The sequence below is a fragment of the Caballeronia sp. HLA56 genome, assembly GCF_054655155.1.
Window position 1 is genome coordinate 137,209 of sequence record NZ_BAAHOB010000005.1, and the last position, 15,266, is coordinate 152,474.

Genomic DNA, 15,266 nt, shown 5'->3' on the forward strand with positions numbered 1-15,266 from the left:
CGCATGGCGCGGTTCGCTCACAGGCCGAACTCGCGCGTCTTGGCTCGCTGATACGCGCCATACAGCGCAGCATAGACCGCGCCGGGCCGGCCGTCGCCAACGCGCTGACCGTCGAGCGTCGTAATCGGCATGACCTCTTTGGTCGCCGAACTGATCATGAGTTCATCGGCCGCGCGCAGTTCGGCTTCAGTGATGTCGCGTTCCTCGAACACGATTCCCGCTTCCTTCGTCAACTCTTCGATGAGGCTGTAACGGATGCCTTCCAGAATGCGCGGCCCACGCGGCGCGCCGAGGAGCGTGCCGCCTTTCACTACCCAGACATTTGAGGACGAACCTTCGGTTAGCAAGCCGTCGCGCAACTGAATGGTTTCCAGCGCGTCGTGTTCGGCGGCGTGCTGCGCCATGAGCACATTGCCGAGAAGCGAGGTCGACTTGATATCGCAATGCAGCCAGCGCTTGTCTTCGGCGGTGACGGCGGCCGCGCCGCGAGCCCGCGCCTCGACGCTCGGAAACACGAGTTGTCCGACCATGACAAACACGGTCGGCGTGATGCCCGCCGGAAAGGCGTGGCCGCGCCGCTTCGCCACGCCGCGCGTGACCTGGATGTAGACGAGCGCATCGCCGGCGCCGGCGTTCGCTTCGATCGCACGGGCGATCAACGCGCGCCAGCCGGCATCGTCGAAAGGATTGGCGATGCTGATCTTGCCGAGACTGCGTTCGAGTCGCGCGAGATGCTGAGTCAGGCGAAACGGCAGACGCTCGCCGTTTGCCTGCGCGTAGAGCGGCACGACTTCGTAGATGCCATCGCCGAAAATGAAGCCCCGGTCCAGCACCGGAATGCGCGCTTCGGAAAGCGGGCCCCACTCTCCGTTCAGATAGACCGTCGGGTCGAAGTCTTCGGCGATGCTCATCGAACCTGCTCCTTACTTACGCTTTTGCCACATCAACAAAGCCGAATCCCACAAGCGGCCGAAGATGCCGGCTTCTGGCACGTCCTGCAGCGCGACCAGCGGGAACTGCGCGACGTCCTTGCCGTCCGCGACCATCTTGACGGTGCCGATCTGCTGGCCCTTCTTGATCGGCGCGATCAGCAAATCGTTACGCGTGACCGTGGGCTTGACCTTTTCGCCGAGACCCTTAGGCACGGTGATGTACTGGTCCGTCTCGACGCCCGCCTGCACGTTGTCGGACGCGCCCTTATACACGCGCGGCGATTCGATCACCTGATTCGCCTTGAAGAGACGCACCGCGTCGTAGGCCGTGTAACCGTAGTTCAGCATCTTCAGGCTGTCTTGCACGCGCGCGGATTCCTTCGGCTCGCCCATCATCACGGCGACCAGACGGCGGCTCGCGTCGGGCGTGCCGACGAGCGGGCGCTTGGCCGTCGCGATCAGGCAATATCCCGCCGCCTTGGTGTGACCGGTCTTGAGACCGTCGACGGAAGGATCGAGCCACAGAAGACGATTGCGATTCGGCTGCTTGATCTTGTTGTACGTGAAGTCGCGTACCGAGAAGATGCTGTAGTACTCGGGGAAGTCGCGGATGAGGCGCGTGGACAGCACCGCCAGGTCGCCCGCCGTCGTGTAGTGCTGCGGGTCGGGCATGCCGTTCACATCGGCGAAATTGGTGTGCTTCATGCCAATGCGCTTGGCGCCGGCGTTCATTAGCGTGACGAAGTTGCCTTCGCTGCCGCCGACGAGTTCGGCAAGCGCGATGGCCGCGTCGTTGCCCGACTGGATGATCATGCCGTAGACCAGGTCATGCACGGTTACCGGCTTGTTCGCCTCGATGAACATGCGCGACTCGTCCGTCTTCACGCGGCGCACGGCCTCGGTCGGCATCACCGTCTGGTCCATGTTGATCTTCTTCGACTTCAACGCGTCGAAGACGAGGTATGCGGTCATCAGCTTGGTGAGCGATGCCGGTTCCACACGCTCATCCGGATTGCCCGATGCGAGCACCTGATTGCTGGTGGCGTCGACGAGCACCCACGAATGCGCGGTGACGTCCGGCGGCGGGACTTGCGCAAAGGCGCTCGCGGCGGCGAGCACGGCGGGCATCACGATAGCGGCTTGCAACGTGCGACGCTCGACTGCTGAAAGGGGAGAAACAGACAAGCCGGAAGGGAAAAAGCGCATAGGATCGGTCGGAAGAAGAAGCATCGGCGTTTCGCCGGGTGTGATCGGCGTTGGCGAAACGCGGGTTGAACAGGTGGACCGTCGATACCGGTCGCGCTAGTCGCTCGTGTTGCCAGCCATGGTCTTCGACTGGTCATGCGAACTCGCGCTTACTCGACAGACGGACGCGCCATCGAAGTCTATCGCCGCGCACGCGGAGAAAACCGTGAGCGTTCCGACGCCCGGGCAACATGAGTACGAAACGCAGGTCTTCGAATATCGCGTGAGCCCGCATGAAAGCTTGCGCGCTCGGGCGCCGGGTCTTCGCTGCGTCACGCAACATGAAAGGCCATTCGGCAGGACGTTTGCTCACGCTCGCAGCAAAAAATTCTGCGTCATTATACGCGCGCCGAGGGTGCGGTTTCCGATGAATCTACGGACAAGACGCGTGTTTTCACGTTTGCCGCGCCGCAATTCGAGGGATTACGCCGATAGCCATTCGAGCGCCGATTCGCGCGGCGAAACGCTCGATGACGACGAGATTGAAACGCTCTTTCAGCGCCAGGCATCGACGATGATGCGTTTCAAAACATGCAGCTTGCGATGGAAGAAATGCTCGCCGCCCGGGATCACGACAACCGGCAATTCCTGCGGGCGCGCCCAGTCGTAGACGGAGGATATGGGCACGGTCTCGTCCACTTCGCCGTGGATCACGAGCGTGCTTTCGGGCACGGGCGCGACTTCCCAGCGGCTCGCAGCGGTGCCCGCAAAGACCATGCGCTCGATGCTCTTGCCGCTTTCGACGAGCCGCTTCGCGACATGTGACAGCACGAAGGTGCCGAACGAAAAGCCCGCGAGCACGAGCGGCACGTCTTCCTGACCCGGCTGCGCGCGCATGTGGTCGATGAGCGCGAGCAAGTCGTCCTGTTCGCCGATACCGTTGTCGTGCTCGCCCGCCGTCTGGCCGACGCCCCGAAAGTTCGAGCGATACGTCGTGTAGCCGAGTTGCACGAAGGTACGCGCGAGCGTCTGCGCGACCTTGTTGTCCATCGTGCCGCCGAAGAGCGGATGCGGATGCGCGACGAGCGCGATTCCGCGCGGCGCTTTATCGGCGGCATCGGTCCGGTCGAGCGCGACTTCGATCTTGCCCGCTGGACCGTCGATCAGGAATTTTTCGGTTTGCGCGTTCATCGGGTTACTGAGTCTGGGTCACCAAGCGGTCACGCGGGTTGATCGATCAGAAGGCGCTCAACGATCTTGCCGTTCGCAAGATGCGAATCGACGATCTCGTCGATGTCGGTTTCGTCGATATACGTGTACCACGTGCCTTCCGGATACACGACGAGCACGGGGCCAAGTTCGCATCGGTCGAGACAGCCAGCCTTGTTGATGCGCACGTTGCCCTCGCCCGCGAGGCCGAGTTTCTTCACGCGCTTCTTCGCGTGTTCCTGCATTTGCTGCGCGTTGCAATTGGCGCAGCTCGGGCGCGCGGCGTCGGCATCGCGCTGATTGAGGCAGAAGAACACGTGGTACTTGTAGAAAGAGTCCATGGCGTGGGGCCTCGAGTGTGTTCGGATCGATTATAGCGAGCGATGTTCATGCCTACCCGGCCCGCGCCCGCCGCCGCGCGAGCCACGCGCGCTCCGCCGCCGACGCGAGCCAGCCGAGCGCCGCGTAAGGCCACACCCACGCGAGCCAGTGCAGAAGGCCGTTGAAGTGCAGATAGCGCCCTTGCCGCCAGTCGGCCAGCACGATGTCGAAGTACGGATTCAGCGGCAGCAAATTGACGAGCGCAAGCCCCGCGACGAGCGCCGCGCCGGCAAGCACGGCGCGCAACGAGCGTGGCAATGCAACCGACAGCACGGCCGCCAGCGCGCCGATCGCGATGCCTTCGAGCGCACCGTCCGTTGCCCAGTCGTAAAAAAGTCCCGCGCGCGATTGCAGAAACGTCGCGGCCGCCTTGGCGAACAACGTCGCGACGATCAGGCCGAGCATCAGCCGGATGCGGGGCGCGCGCTCGCGCGTGAGCAAGGTTGCAAGTACGAGCGCCGCATACAAATTGCACGACGTGATGATCGCTTCCCATGCGTCGTCGGGCAGGAGCGCGCCGAGCCGGTCCGACCAGGTTTCGAGGTCCCACGAGGCGGGCGCCCAGGCGAGGATCGCGTCCTGCATCGCGGGATCGAGTCCGTCCCAAAGCGCGCGCGGCAGGTCGCCACCGCCGAACAGATAAGGCGCGGGGAACATGCCGGCGAACGGCCACAGCGCCGTCAATCCGATCACATACGCCGCGTGCCGCTCGAACCAGGTGAAGCGGATGCGCCTGAGCCAGCCGCGATCGAGCAGCGCACTCGTCGCGGGCGCGATCAGCACGCCGCCGACAAGCGCGCCGAACGCATTGGCGGCGAGATCGAGATTGGAGGCGACGCGCGTCGGCAAGTAAGTCTGGATGGCTTCCATCGCGCCCGACAGAAGCGCGCCGCCGAAGAGCGCGAGACACACCGCCACCGATCCCCTGAAGCGCGGATAAAGCGCCAGCACGATCAACGCGCCGAGCGGCATGTAGCCGAGCACGTTGGTGATGACATCGAACGCGGTCAGATACTGCGGCAAGGGATCGGCGATGAAAGCAAACGGCCCGATGCCGAGCGTGCGCCAGCCCGAAAACGGATACAGCGACGCATAGACCACGAGCGTCGCGTAGGCGGCGAGCGCCTGCCGGGAAAACGCCGACGGGCGGCGCTGCCATTGCTTGATCGTCATGAGCCGCGCGAATGCCTCATTGTGCGGCGGCGGTGAGCGGCTGCTTGTCGAGCCACCCGCTGAGTTGCGAAATCATCTCGTCGGACGCGGCGGCGAGCGCGCGTGCGCCGCCCGCCGCGTCGCCGGTGGGCGCGCTCGCTTCGGTGCTGAAGTTGCGTTGCGCGACGACGCGTCCTTGCTGCGTGAGCGTCGCGCGCACCGCGACCAGACCGTGGCTGCGCTCGGGCGCATCGAAGACTTGCTCGAAGCGTGTGAGTTCGATTTCGAGCAAGGCCGCGCGCACCGGATCGGCGCCCGTAAGAACCGGACCGCGCGCCGACAAGCTGTCGCGCAGACGTTGCGTCAGGAGTTGCGCGGGCGGCATCGTCCAGTGACTGTTCGAATAGTTGCCGGTGCGTTGTGCGTCGACATAACTGAGCCGGTAGATGAAGTCGTCCGTTTCGAGATTGCGCGGCGCGCTCACGGCCAACACCTTGACCGGCGGCGTGGTGGCCGGCGTGGTAGCCGGCGTGCTGTTCGCGCTCTGGTCGATGGCGGGCGCGACGCCCAGGTCGTAGCGCACGTTCGGCATCGCCGATGGCGTGGACGCGCACGCCGCGAGCATCGTCATGCAGGCGAGCGCGAGCGCGGCGGTCATCGTCATGTTGCGGTGGTCGTTATGCATAGCGTTCCTTCGAATCACGTCAATGCGCCGTCGGCGTCGGGCTTGCGGGCCACGCGAAACCCGGTTCGCCCGGCCCCGGCGACTTCTGCGGCGCGCCGAACAACACGCTGCGCGGATTGGTGCTGAATGCATCGGCGGCGCGGTCGACGGAACGCGCGGCGCTGCCGACGTCGTCGGTGAACGAGTAAAGGCGCGGCAACGCTTCGAAGCCCACGCGCGCCGTCACGTTGCGCAGCGACTCGTTCATGTCGGTGAGCGCCGCAGCCGCCTGGTCGGCCGCGTTGCCTGCCTTGTTCAGATTGGTGACGAACGGGCCGTCGGGCCGATTCAGGTTTTGAATCAGCGTATTGGTCGATGCCAGCGTGCGGTCGAGTTGCTTGAGCGTCTGGGGCAAATGCTCGGTCGCGGGCGACACCTGATTGGTAAGTGTCGCAATGCCGTCGGCGGCATTTTTCAGGCTCTTCGTCGTGTCGAGCAACTGGACGCGCACATCGTCGGAGAGGAACTTGTCGGCATCTTCGGAGAGGCGTTCGAAGCGCTTGAGGATGACGTCGCCGCGCTCCTGCAATTGTTCGAAGAGACCGGGACGCATCGGCACTTCGGCCACGTTCTGCGCCGACGATGGCAACGCGCTCGGGTCTTTCCCCGTGTCGTCGAGCTGCACGAACGCGATGCCCGTCACGCCCTGAAAGCCGAGCGTGGCGAAGGTGGAATGCGTCATCGGCGCGTTCTGGTCGACGAGAATGCGAATGCGGATCTGCCCCGGATGCGCTTTATCGAAGCGGATGGACTGCACCTTGCCGACGCCGAGACCGCGATAACGCACGGAGGCGTCCGTAAAAAGCCCGGTCACGTTGGTGCGGGCGATGAGGTCGTAAGGCACGCGCACCGTGCGGTCCACGTTGAAGAAGAACACCGCGAACGCAATGGCGAGCACGAGAACGATGGTGAACAGTCCGGTCCAGAACGCATGTGATTTGTTTTCCATCGTCATGTTCCTTTGCTTGCTGGCTCGCGCGTGCGGTGGCCTTCGCGTCGTTGGCGGGAGGTGCTCATTTGTTGACGCTGATGGTCGCGTCCTCCAGCGCGGCGGCGGGCAGCTTTGCGCGGCGTTCGGGCGGCAGCGCCTGCAATGCGCGCCGGCCCCGCCGCCCCAGAAAATATTCGCGGATGAACGGATGATCCACCGCGCACGCTTCTTCCACGGGCGCCGCGACCAGTACGCGCCGGTCCGCCAGCACGGCGACACGGGTGGACAGCGCGACCATGGTATCGAGATCGTGTGTGACGAGCACGACAGTCAGCCCGAGCGCGCGATGCAGGGTCGCGATGAGATCGACGAATTCATCGGAGGCCTTCGGATCGAGACCGGCGGTGGGTTCGTCGAGAAACAGCAGTTCCGGTTCCAGCGCAATGGCCCGCGCGATGCCCACGCGCTTCACCATTCCGCCCGATAACGCCGACGGCATCTTGCTCGCGTGCTTGCACGACAGCCCGACCATTTCGAGCTTGAGCATGACGAATTCGCGGATCAGGTCTTCGGGAATCTTGCCGAGTTCGCGAAACGGCTGCGCGATGTTGTCGTACACGGAAAGCGACGAGAACAGCGCGCCTTGCTGAAACATCATGCCGGAACGCGTGCGCATCATTTTCGCGGTTTCGTCGTCCATGTGCGCCCATTCCTCGCCGAGCACGCGGATACTGCCCGAAGTCGGCGATTCGAGGCCGAGAATCTGCCGCACGAGCGTGGTCTTGCCCGAACCCGAGCCGCCCAGCAACGCGACGATCTCGCCGCGCCGCACATTCAGATTCAGATGCTCGTGAATCACCGTTCGGCCATAGCGCTTAGTGACGTCGCGCACTTCGATCACCGGCTCGGCAATGACGGGCGGCGGCTGATGACGAACGGCGGTGGCAAGGGTCGTCGACATATGCGCCTATAGCCCCACGTTCTGAAACAGGATGGCGAAGACGGCATCCGCGAGAATCACGATGGTGATGGAACTGACCACGGAAGTCGTCGTGCCTTCGCCGAGACTCTGCGAATTCGCCTTGATGCGAAAGCCGAAGTGACACGCGGCAAGCGCGATCAGCATGCCGAACACCACGCCTTTGCCGAGTCCGATCCACAAATTGGCGATAGGCACGACCGAAGGCAGCGAGCGGATGAAGAACGAGATGTCGATGGACAACACGAGCTTTGCCGCGACTGCGCCGCCCGTCAGCGCGATGATGTTGGTCCACATGACGAGCAGCGGCATGGCGATACCGAGCGCGATCACGCGCGGCAAGACGAGCCGCAGACCGTGCGGGATGCCCATGACCTGCATGGCATCGAGTTCTTCCGTCACGCGCATGACGCCGATCTGCGCGGTGATGGCCGAACCCGAGCGTCCGGCGACGAGAATCGCGGAGAGCACCGGCCCGAGTTCGCGGATCACCGAGAGCCCGAGAATATTCACGATGTACTGATTCGCGCCGAACACGCGCAACTGCTGCGCCGACAGATAACTGAGCACGATGCCGATCAGGAACGCCACCAGCGCGGTGATGGCGAGCGCCTGCGCGCCGGCGCTGTAGATGTTCGCGGAGATTTCGACCCAGGGAATGCGCCTCGGCCGCCGCACGAGCCCGAAGAGATCGAGGACGAAGCCGCCGAACATCGACAGGCCGCCTTGCAGATGGTCGAAGAAGCCGAAGATCAGTTCCCCGAGCCGCGTGACCGGGTTGGTGCGCGTGACGACTTCGGGCTCTTCGCGTTCGGCGTCGAGCAGCGCGACGCGTTCGAAGATTTCGCGTTGCGTGTCCGACAGCGCAATGGTCGCCGGCATGCGGCGGCCCCACACGCGCCAGAGCGCTTGTCCGCCGACGTGATCGAGCCGCTCGACCGACAGCAGATCCCATTGGCTGATGGCTTCGCGCCCGACCGCGCGCAGCCGCCGCGTCACACCGCTCTTGGCCCGGTCGCGCGCGAGCGCAAGCGCGGTCCACTGGCCCGAGAGCCGAACCACCTTGCCTTGCTGACCAGCTTCCACACTAAGGCGGGGCGGCGTGTCGAAGTTCAAGGAGCGATGCGCGTCAGAACGCGGCGTGAAGGGGAGAGGACATTGTAACGAAGGTTAATGAGGCGGCGCTGTTATGGCGCGGGGGGTTGTGGGATGGCTTAGACCGACTGGCTGAATTTACACGAGGCGCCGGTCACGAAAAACTGGCAACTGGAAATCCGGCCTCTTGTTATCAAATATGCTAACCTCAGAAACTAGCGACTGGACGATTGCGTACTACAACGCCCGCGTGAAGCGCGAGATCTTTTCGCTGCCGACAGGCATCCGTTCAGACTACTTGAGACTGCTGCGAATCCTGATGAAGCACGGCCCCGCGTTGCGGCTGCCGCATTCGCGGGCGCTCGGCGATGGTCTGTTCGAACTTCGACCGCACGGCGAAGAAGGTATCGGGCGAGTGTTTTATTGCACGCTGCTCGGCCAGCGGATCGTCATGTTGCACTCCTTCGTCAAGAAGACGCAGCAGACGCCCGACGACGAATTACGCATTGCCCGCAAGCGCATGATGGAGACGAAACGCAATGGCTAAAACCCGGCTGCAACGCGAACTGGAAGAGCGCTACGCTCCGGTTCCCCACACGCGCGAAGACACTGAGCGCATGATGGCGGACCCGGAATTCAAGGCCGCTTACGATGCACTCGAAAGCAAATATGCGCCGCTCGAAGCCTTTCTCGACGCGCGCGTGGCAGCGGGCCTGACACAAGCGCAAGTCGCCGAACGCATGGGAACGACCGCGTCCGCCGTCGCGCGGCTCGAAGCATCGCTTGCCAGCGAAAAACATTCGCCATCGGTATCGACTTTGCGCAAGTACGCTGCGGCTTGCGGCAAGCGGCTGAAGATCTCGCTCGTTTAGCGTGAGGTGAAGGCATCCGGCGTAAGGGCGCGCCGCTACAATACCCGCCATGAACCCACCCTCTTCCTTCGCCCCGGACGCGCCGTGGCGCATCGACCGTAACCGGCTCGCGACGCTGGCCGAGCGGCCTGCCCGCGAGTGGACCATCGAAATCGTCGATGAAACGGGCTCCACCAATGCCGACCTGCTCGCGAAATTTCGCGCCCAGCCGCGCGACAAATCGCACGAGGAAGCGAGCGCGCCGCTTGCGCGCATCGCTTATTTGCAGACAGCGGGACGCGGAAGACGTGGCCGCGCGTGGCTCGCGGAGCCGGGCAACGCGCTTCTGATGTCGGTCGGTTATGTGCTGAAGCGGCCCATCGAGGGGCTTTCGGGCCTGAGTCTCGCCATCGGCACCGCCGTGCTCGACGCGCTCGCGCGCCTGCCGCTCACGCCGTCCGCGCGTCCGGCGCTCAAGTGGCCCAACGACGTTCTGCTCGACGACGGCAAGCTCGCGGGCATCCTCATCGAAACGGCATGGAGCACGCCGCAAGCGACGGCGGTGGTGATCGGCATCGGCATCAACTTGCATGGCGTCGAACGGCTCGCCGCTCAGGTCGACGACGTGCATCGCCAAGCAAACGCCGCCGCACCGGGCGCGTCCCCGGCCGCGCTTGCGCGCGCCTGGCCCGATGCGAACCTTACCAAGACGCTCGCTGCGCTATTGAACGCGCTCGACGCCGCGCTGCCGCGCTTCGAAGCCGAAGGCTTCCGCCCGTTTCGGCAGCGCTGGATGGACGCGCATGCCTACGCCGGGCGCGAAGTCGTGTTGATCGATCAGGGTCTGGAAGTGACGCGTGGCATTGCGGCGGGTGTGGATGACGGAGGCCATCTGCTGATCGACGCGCCCGAAGGACCGCGCGTCGTCGCAACGGGCGAACTGAGTTTGCGCCTGGCGAAGGAGCGTCCGTGAGCGAGGCGCCGTGTTTGCTGATCGACGCGGGCAATAGCCGGATCAAATGGGCGCTCGTGGATTCGCGCGGCGAGTGGATGGCGAACGGGGCGTTCGAGCATGAGCGTGATGAAACGGGTCTTGGCGACGTCGTGAAGCCGCTTCATGGTGCGCTCGATGCACGCGGCTCCGCGCTCTCGCAAACGCCCGCGCAAAGTGACTCAGCGCCGAAGTCACCTCATGACGCGGCCGATGCACGCGGCATTGCGTTCTCACAAGCGAGCGTGCAAGCTGACCCGGCGCCGAAGCCGCTTCATGACGCATTCGAGGCACGCGACTCGTCGGCGCACACGCACGCGAATAAAGCACCCAACGGCGATGACGCGTCCATAACGTCCGAAGCAACAGCAACAGCGACGCCATCGACCGAAGCCGCCTGGTCCGCGTTACCCACGCCATCGAGCGCGTGGATTTCCAACGTGGCGGGCGCCTCGGTGCAAGCGCGCATCGAACGTATGCTGGATGCACGCTGGCCCGATCTGCGGCGAACGGTCGTCCGGGCGAAAGCGCGGCAATGCGGCGTAGTCAATGGCTACACGGCACCGGAACGCCTCGGCAGCGACCGCTGGTCAGGCATGATCGGCGCGAGGGCAGCGTTTCCGGGCGAACATCTGCTGATTGCCACCTTAGGCACGGCGACGACGCTCGAAGCCTTGCGCGCGGATGGCACGTTCATCGGCGGCCTGATCGCGCCGGGCTGGTCGTTGATGATGCAATCGCTCGGCAGCAACACGGCGCAGTTGCCGACGCTCGATGCCGCATCGGCACGCGCCGCGCTCGACCGAACCGCGAGTCGCTTCGCCACCGATACCGCCGCCGCGCTTTCCGCCGGCTGCCTGCTCGCGCAAGCGAGTCTCATCGAGCGCGCGTGGCACGATCTGCGCGCGCAATGGCAAGCCGAAGTGCGTCTCGTGCTGGGCGGCGGCGCGGCGAATGAAATCGCGGGCGCGCTGTCCGTGCCGCATACTCGCCATGATTCACTCGTGCTGTCCGGCCTGGCGCTCATCGCGCGCGACGCGACTGCGCCGATATCTCGCAAACTCTCTGATTGATTGACGGAGCCCAAGCATGCTGCGCTGGCTGATCGCCCTACTCATTCTGGCCAATCTGCTGATGTTCGCGATCGTGCGCAGCACTTTCGGACCGCTGCCCGCGGCCGGCGCGCGCGAGCCGCATCATCTGCTGGAACAGGTGCATCCGGAAACGCTGGTAACGCGGGCGCTGCATCCCGAAGAAGCGGCGGATCAGCCGCAAGTCGGCGCGCCCGCGCCTGCTGCAAATGTGCAGGAGCGGCCGCTTGGCCAGTGACTGCGTACGGCGCGCGCTTCGTTTTCGATTCCGTGCCTGTCGCGAATTCAGGTGCGCTCACTTGGTCGGTGAGTGCATATAACTTGTGAGTTCGTCGCTGTTCGTGAATGTCTCACCGTGCGGCCCAGCCTGATAGTCGGCCGGTGATTGAATGCGTGGGCTCGCATCCGCGCCGGCGGTGTCCTCGTGTTTGTCGGTGTGCAATTCGGCGTCGAGTGCATGTACTGCTCGGCGTGCAAACTTTTATGTGTGCCTTGGCGAATGAATGCGCGCAGCCTTGACGGGCGATTCCCGTGCCTTGCGCCTACGCCCGGTAAGCACCTCAACCCCGCGCGCGAACCTTCCTGAGCAACGCAGTCGTCGACCGGTCATGCTCGAACGGAATGGCCAGCGCCGTGCCGCCCCAACCTCGCACGAGCGCCGATTCCGCGAGCTTGTCCATGTCGTAATCGCCACCCTTCACTAGCACATCGGGATGCACTGCATCGATGAGTTGCAGCGGCGTCGTCTCTTCGAACTTCACCACCCAGTCCACGCTCTCGAGCGCCGCCAGCAACGCCATGCGATCGTCTTCGCGATTGATCGGCCGATCGTCGCCCTTGCCGAGCGTGCGCACGGAGGCATCGCTGTTCACGCCGACGATGAGCGTCGCGCCAAGCGCTTTCGCATCCGCGAGATAACTGACGTGACCGCGATGAAGAATGTCGAAGACGCCGTTGGTGAAAACAACCGGTCCGGCGAGGTTTGAGCGAAGCGCGGCGAGCGCATCGCGCGTGGTGATCTTGCGTTCGAAAGTGGCGGGCATGGCGGCGCTCAGTGCAGTAGAACTCGAAGCGCGATTGTGCCACGCGAGTACGTTCCTCCGAACGTCCTCCAGAGGTCATAAGCAAAACGGCCCGCCGGATTGCTCCGGCGAGCCGTTTCACCCATTGCGACCGAAGCCAGCCAGAACTCAGGCAGGCTGTTCCGCCGCACCGCCCGATGCCGCTTGCAGACGCTGCACCACTTCCTTGCGATAGCGGTTCAACTCCTGCGCGGTCACGAACGAGCGCTCGAAAAGAATCGAGAGGTTGTGCAGAATGCGCTCCACGACCTTCTTTTCCCAACTGTCGTCGAAGCGGATCTGGTCGTCGAGCCAGCGCTCGAGCCATTCGGGGTCCGGCAGACGCGACTGCACCGTATCACGCGGAAAGAGCGCCTGATTCACATGCAGATTCGTGGGATGCAGTGGCTTTTCCGTGCGACGCGCCGACGCCATCAACACGCCAATCTTGGCGAAGGCGGCGCGCGCAGTGTCGCCCGCTTGCACGAGCGCCTTCTTCATGTAGCGAAGATACGCGCCACCGTGACGCGCTTCGTCGCGCGAAATGGTTTCGTAGATATGCTTGATGACAGGCTCGGTATGCCATTCGGCCGCACGGCGATACCAGTGATTCAGGCGAATCTCGCCGCAGAAATGCAGCATGAGCGTTTCGAGCGGCGGCGCGGGATCGAATTCGAAGCGCACTTCGTGAAGTTCTTCTTCGCTCGGCACGAACTCGGGTTTAAAGCGCCGCAGATATTCCATCAGGACGAGCGAGTGCTTCTGTTCTTCGAAAAACCACACGCTGATGAAAGCCGAGAAGTCACTGTCGTTGTGATTGTCACGCAGGAACATCTCGGTTGCAGGAAGAGCGGACCATTCGGTGATCGCGTTCATCTTGATCGTCTTGGCCTGCTCGTCGGTGAGCAGAGACGCGTCGAACTTGTCCCATGGAATGTCCTTCTCCATGTCCCAACGGACGGATTCCAGCGATTTGTACAGTTCCGGATAAAGCATGGTGTTCATTGTCCACCCCTGATGCCACTTATGCGACGTTATATCTAAGATCTTCGGCACGAGCGTGCGGCGCGAATTGCTGCACGCAAGCAGCCAAGCTTTCAATTTTACGCGGGATTGCGACGGCCAAAGACGAAAACCGACAATGAAGCGCCAGATAATGGCGCGCGGTACGCGTTGCGCTCCGCGTAAACACTGCACTTACGTGCAATGTTGCGTTGTCAGCGTCTTTTCTACCGTGGGTGAGGAGCGAGTCCTGTGCCTGAGGTATGTTCGATCGGCAGCCGCGTGTGCTGCCCGAGGCGTTGTTCCGCCGATGATGCCTACCGCTGCCGACTGTCATGTGACATGGTCGAGGCTCGGCGCAATTGCGCCGAGCCCTACGTCAGCGGCGTTCGCCGATCATAGCACGGCGGATTGACGCCACTCGGCCACTGTTTCGTCGATAGGTCCAAGTCCAGGGAGGTGGTCGACGCCTTCCTGAAACTTGCGACGCAATGCAGGACTGCTACCGCCGACCCAAATGCGCACGTGTGGTGGAAGCATGTTGCGCAGGTCCGTTACGCCATTGGCGATGGACTGTGCCGGAAGCACGGCCGAAAACGACAACGCCACGATATCGATGTCATGCATCTTCACCGCTTCGACGATATCGGTGAGCGGTGTCTGCAGGCCGAGCTGCATGCAGTCGCATTCAGACAGGGTAAACATGGCCTCGGCCATCAGAATGCCAAGCCCGTGACCTTCGCCCGACAAAGTGGTGAGCAGCACGCGCGGCCGTCCGCCACGTCCGCGCAGCGCATCGGAGAGCGGTCGAATCAGGGAACGCAGAGTGCTTTGAATCGCCTCGCTAAAGAGATGCTCGTGGTACACCTGCAGCGTACCCGCCGCCCACGCATTGCCGACGCGCGCCGCGAGCGGCGCCGCCACGTCCACGACGAAACGTTCCAAACCGTCGCGGGTCGCGCGCTTCAGGAGCAGAAAACGGAACTCGTCGTAAGCGCCCGAGCGCAGCAGCGAAACCATGTGATCGAGTTCGACGTCCGGCGCATCCTGTCCCACACCCGACGACTGCGCCAGTTCCTGCAGTGCTTCGACTGGTTGCACGAGAACCTTGCTCGGCCGATGTCCCGCATCCAGCAGACGTTTGACGAGCCGCAGCTTCGATACCTGCTCTTGCGGATACAGGCGTTCGCCGCCGGCGGAACGCATGGGTTGCGGAAAGCCGTAGCGGCGCTCCCAAACGCGCAAGGTGTCTTTTGTCAGACCTATTTCCTGCGCGATTGCACCGATACCAACGCCGGATACCGCGAATTCAGCCGAATGGCTGTAGGACGATCTTTCGGATGACGCCGTCCCGTCGGGCACCCGTTCGAATTCTTGCTCAGATTGATTTGTCATGGACAATTCGGATTGAAAGCGAACACACGTACACTCGCACAGGGCGTTCCCGGCAACGCGGTTGGACAAAACCTTCCGAACAACCATCCAATCATAGACAAAAACTAGTCTGATCATCGGCGTTGCGATTGCGGGGAACGAACGATTGCCATACAACGAACCGCCCGCGATACGTCCGGGCGGACTGTTGCGTTATTGGATATACGGAGTGGGTTGGCGTTTGGACGCACGCCGAGCGTTAAAAGTGGAATCGGGCAGAGCATACGAGGAACTTGCCCGAAAGCAAA

At 63.3% G+C, this 15,266-nt stretch carries 17 protein-coding genes and 1 pseudogene; 6 read left to right on the forward strand and 12 right to left on the reverse strand.

Going from position 1 to position 15,266, the window contains the following annotated elements; translation table 11 throughout:
• Positions 1 to 17: 17 nt before the first annotated feature.
• The 9 genes from ACYQ47_RS20080 to ACYQ47_RS20120 all read right to left on the reverse strand — a co-directional run bounded on the left by ACYQ47_RS20080 (position 18) and on the right by ACYQ47_RS20120 (position 8,609).
• Complete coding sequence (locus tag ACYQ47_RS20080) at positions 18 to 911, reverse strand: D-amino acid aminotransferase (protein ID WP_459906570.1); 894 nt, start codon at positions 909 to 911, stop codon at positions 18 to 20.
• Between the two features lie 12 nt (positions 912 to 923).
• Entirely contained in the window at positions 924 to 2,138 is a 1,215-nt protein-coding gene (locus ACYQ47_RS20085; RefSeq protein ID WP_370652117.1) for a D-alanyl-D-alanine carboxypeptidase family protein, read from the reverse strand.
• 534 nt (positions 2,139 to 2,672) lie between these two features.
• Entirely contained in the window at positions 2,673 to 3,308 is a 636-nt protein-coding gene (locus ACYQ47_RS20090) for an alpha/beta hydrolase (RefSeq protein WP_309841191.1), read from the reverse strand.
• Between the two features lie 29 nt (positions 3,309 to 3,337).
• Positions 3,338 to 3,667 (reverse strand): (2Fe-2S) ferredoxin domain-containing protein, encoded by a 330-nt coding sequence (locus ACYQ47_RS20095; protein ID WP_244826850.1) that lies wholly within the window; start codon positions 3,665 to 3,667, stop codon positions 3,338 to 3,340.
• A gap of 52 nt (positions 3,668 to 3,719) precedes the next feature.
• Entirely contained in the window at positions 3,720 to 4,880 is a 1,161-nt protein-coding gene (locus ACYQ47_RS20100) for a VanZ family protein (protein ID WP_250462765.1), read from the reverse strand.
• Between the two features lie 16 nt (positions 4,881 to 4,896).
• The gene (locus ACYQ47_RS20105; protein ID WP_459906571.1) at positions 4,897 to 5,544 is read right to left on the reverse strand and encodes an ABC-type transport auxiliary lipoprotein family protein; all 648 of its coding nucleotides are present in this window, start codon (positions 5,542 to 5,544) and stop codon (positions 4,897 to 4,899) included.
• Between the two features lie 19 nt (positions 5,545 to 5,563).
• Positions 5,564 to 6,532, reverse strand: a complete 969-nt coding sequence (locus tag ACYQ47_RS20110) for an MlaD family protein (RefSeq protein WP_244826847.1) — start codon at positions 6,530 to 6,532, stop codon at positions 5,564 to 5,566.
• 64 nt (positions 6,533 to 6,596) lie between these two features.
• The gene (locus ACYQ47_RS20115) at positions 6,597 to 7,475 is read right to left on the reverse strand and encodes an ABC transporter ATP-binding protein (protein WP_250525313.1); all 879 of its coding nucleotides are present in this window, start codon (positions 7,473 to 7,475) and stop codon (positions 6,597 to 6,599) included.
• 6 nt (positions 7,476 to 7,481) lie between these two features.
• On the reverse strand, positions 7,482 to 8,609 hold the full coding sequence (locus tag ACYQ47_RS20120) for an MlaE family ABC transporter permease (protein WP_244826845.1): 1,128 nt from the start codon (positions 8,607 to 8,609) through the stop codon (positions 7,482 to 7,484).
• A gap of 178 nt (positions 8,610 to 8,787) precedes the next feature.
• On the opposite strand from ACYQ47_RS20120, the gene ACYQ47_RS20125 reads away from it, so the two are divergent.
• The 6 genes and pseudogenes from ACYQ47_RS20125 to ACYQ47_RS20150 all read left to right on the forward strand — a co-directional run bounded on the left by ACYQ47_RS20125 (position 8,788) and on the right by ACYQ47_RS20150 (position 11,759).
• Positions 8,788 to 9,135 (forward strand): type II toxin-antitoxin system RelE/ParE family toxin, encoded by a 348-nt coding sequence (locus ACYQ47_RS20125; RefSeq protein WP_459906572.1) that lies wholly within the window; start codon positions 8,788 to 8,790, stop codon positions 9,133 to 9,135.
• A complete protein-coding gene (locus tag ACYQ47_RS20130; protein WP_244826843.1) occupies positions 9,128 to 9,460 on the forward strand; it encodes a helix-turn-helix domain-containing protein in 333 nt (110 codons plus the stop codon). The genes ACYQ47_RS20125 and ACYQ47_RS20130 overlap by 8 nt, the downstream gene beginning before the upstream one ends.
• Before the next feature lie 49 nt (positions 9,461 to 9,509).
• Positions 9,510 to 10,412: a biotin--[acetyl-CoA-carboxylase] ligase gene (locus ACYQ47_RS20135; protein ID WP_459906573.1), complete on the forward strand. Its 903-nt coding sequence runs from the start codon at positions 9,510 to 9,512 to the stop codon at positions 10,410 to 10,412.
• A pseudogene (locus ACYQ47_RS20140) lies at positions 10,409 to 10,525 on the forward strand (type III pantothenate kinase); the annotation flags it as partial. The gene ACYQ47_RS20135 and the pseudogene ACYQ47_RS20140, both read left to right, overlap by 4 nt.
• A 150-nt stretch (positions 10,526 to 10,675) precedes the next feature.
• Positions 10,676 to 11,503 (forward strand): type III pantothenate kinase, encoded by an 828-nt coding sequence (locus ACYQ47_RS20145; protein ID WP_459909242.1) that lies wholly within the window; start codon positions 10,676 to 10,678, stop codon positions 11,501 to 11,503.
• 16 nt (positions 11,504 to 11,519) lie between these two features.
• Positions 11,520 to 11,759, forward strand: coding sequence for a hypothetical protein (locus ACYQ47_RS20150; RefSeq protein ID WP_244826841.1), 240 nt, complete (start codon positions 11,520 to 11,522; stop codon positions 11,757 to 11,759).
• 322 nt (positions 11,760 to 12,081) lie between these two features.
• On the opposite strand, the gene rfaE2 is transcribed toward ACYQ47_RS20150, so the two are convergent.
• The 3 genes from rfaE2 to ACYQ47_RS20165 all read right to left on the reverse strand — a co-directional run bounded on the left by rfaE2 (position 12,082) and on the right by ACYQ47_RS20165 (position 14,979).
• Complete coding sequence (gene rfaE2 / locus ACYQ47_RS20155) at positions 12,082 to 12,564, reverse strand: D-glycero-beta-D-manno-heptose 1-phosphate adenylyltransferase (protein ID WP_459906574.1); 483 nt, start codon at positions 12,562 to 12,564, stop codon at positions 12,082 to 12,084.
• Positions 12,565 to 12,711: 147 nt separating this feature from the next.
• Complete coding sequence (locus ACYQ47_RS20160; RefSeq protein WP_244826839.1) at positions 12,712 to 13,587, reverse strand: ferritin family protein; 876 nt, start codon at positions 13,585 to 13,587, stop codon at positions 12,712 to 12,714.
• Between the two features lie 393 nt (positions 13,588 to 13,980).
• Positions 13,981 to 14,979, reverse strand: coding sequence for a MerR family transcriptional regulator (locus ACYQ47_RS20165; protein ID WP_309841170.1), 999 nt, complete (start codon positions 14,977 to 14,979; stop codon positions 13,981 to 13,983).
• Positions 14,980 to 15,266 lie beyond the last annotated feature (287 nt).

Coding starts and splice junctions, on each gene's coding strand:
- ACYQ47_RS20080 (WP_459906570.1), bottom strand. CDS start 911: ATGAGCATCGCCGAAGACTTCGACCCGACGGTCTATCTGAACGGAGAG.
- ACYQ47_RS20160 (WP_244826839.1), bottom strand. CDS start 13,587: ATGAACACCATGCTTTATCCGGAACTGTACAAATCGCTGGAATCCGTC.
- ACYQ47_RS20115 (WP_250525313.1), bottom strand. CDS start 7,475: ATGTCGACGACCCTTGCCACCGCCGTTCGTCATCAGCCGCCGCCCGTC.
- ACYQ47_RS20135 (WP_459906573.1), top strand. CDS start 9,510: ATGAACCCACCCTCTTCCTTCGCCCCGGACGCGCCGTGGCGCATCGAC.
- ACYQ47_RS20105 (WP_459906571.1), bottom strand. CDS start 5,544: ATGCATAACGACCACCGCAACATGACGATGACCGCCGCGCTCGCGCTC.
- ACYQ47_RS20095 (WP_244826850.1), bottom strand. CDS start 3,667: ATGGACTCTTTCTACAAGTACCACGTGTTCTTCTGCCTCAATCAGCGC.
- rfaE2 (WP_459906574.1), bottom strand. CDS start 12,564: ATGCCCGCCACTTTCGAACGCAAGATCACCACGCGCGATGCGCTCGCC.
- ACYQ47_RS20085 (WP_370652117.1), bottom strand. CDS start 2,138: ATGCGCTTTTTCCCTTCCGGCTTGTCTGTTTCTCCCCTTTCAGCAGTC.
- ACYQ47_RS20100 (WP_250462765.1), bottom strand. CDS start 4,880: ATGACGATCAAGCAATGGCAGCGCCGCCCGTCGGCGTTTTCCCGGCAG.
- ACYQ47_RS20150 (WP_244826841.1), top strand. CDS start 11,520: ATGCTGCGCTGGCTGATCGCCCTACTCATTCTGGCCAATCTGCTGATG.
- ACYQ47_RS20130 (WP_244826843.1), top strand. CDS start 9,128: ATGGCTAAAACCCGGCTGCAACGCGAACTGGAAGAGCGCTACGCTCCG.
- ACYQ47_RS20090 (WP_309841191.1), bottom strand. CDS start 3,308: ATGAACGCGCAAACCGAAAAATTCCTGATCGACGGTCCAGCGGGCAAG.
- ACYQ47_RS20125 (WP_459906572.1), top strand. CDS start 8,788: ATGCTAACCTCAGAAACTAGCGACTGGACGATTGCGTACTACAACGCC.
- ACYQ47_RS20110 (WP_244826847.1), bottom strand. CDS start 6,532: ATGGAAAACAAATCACATGCGTTCTGGACCGGACTGTTCACCATCGTT.
- ACYQ47_RS20165 (WP_309841170.1), bottom strand. CDS start 14,979: ATGACAAATCAATCTGAGCAAGAATTCGAACGGGTGCCCGACGGGACG.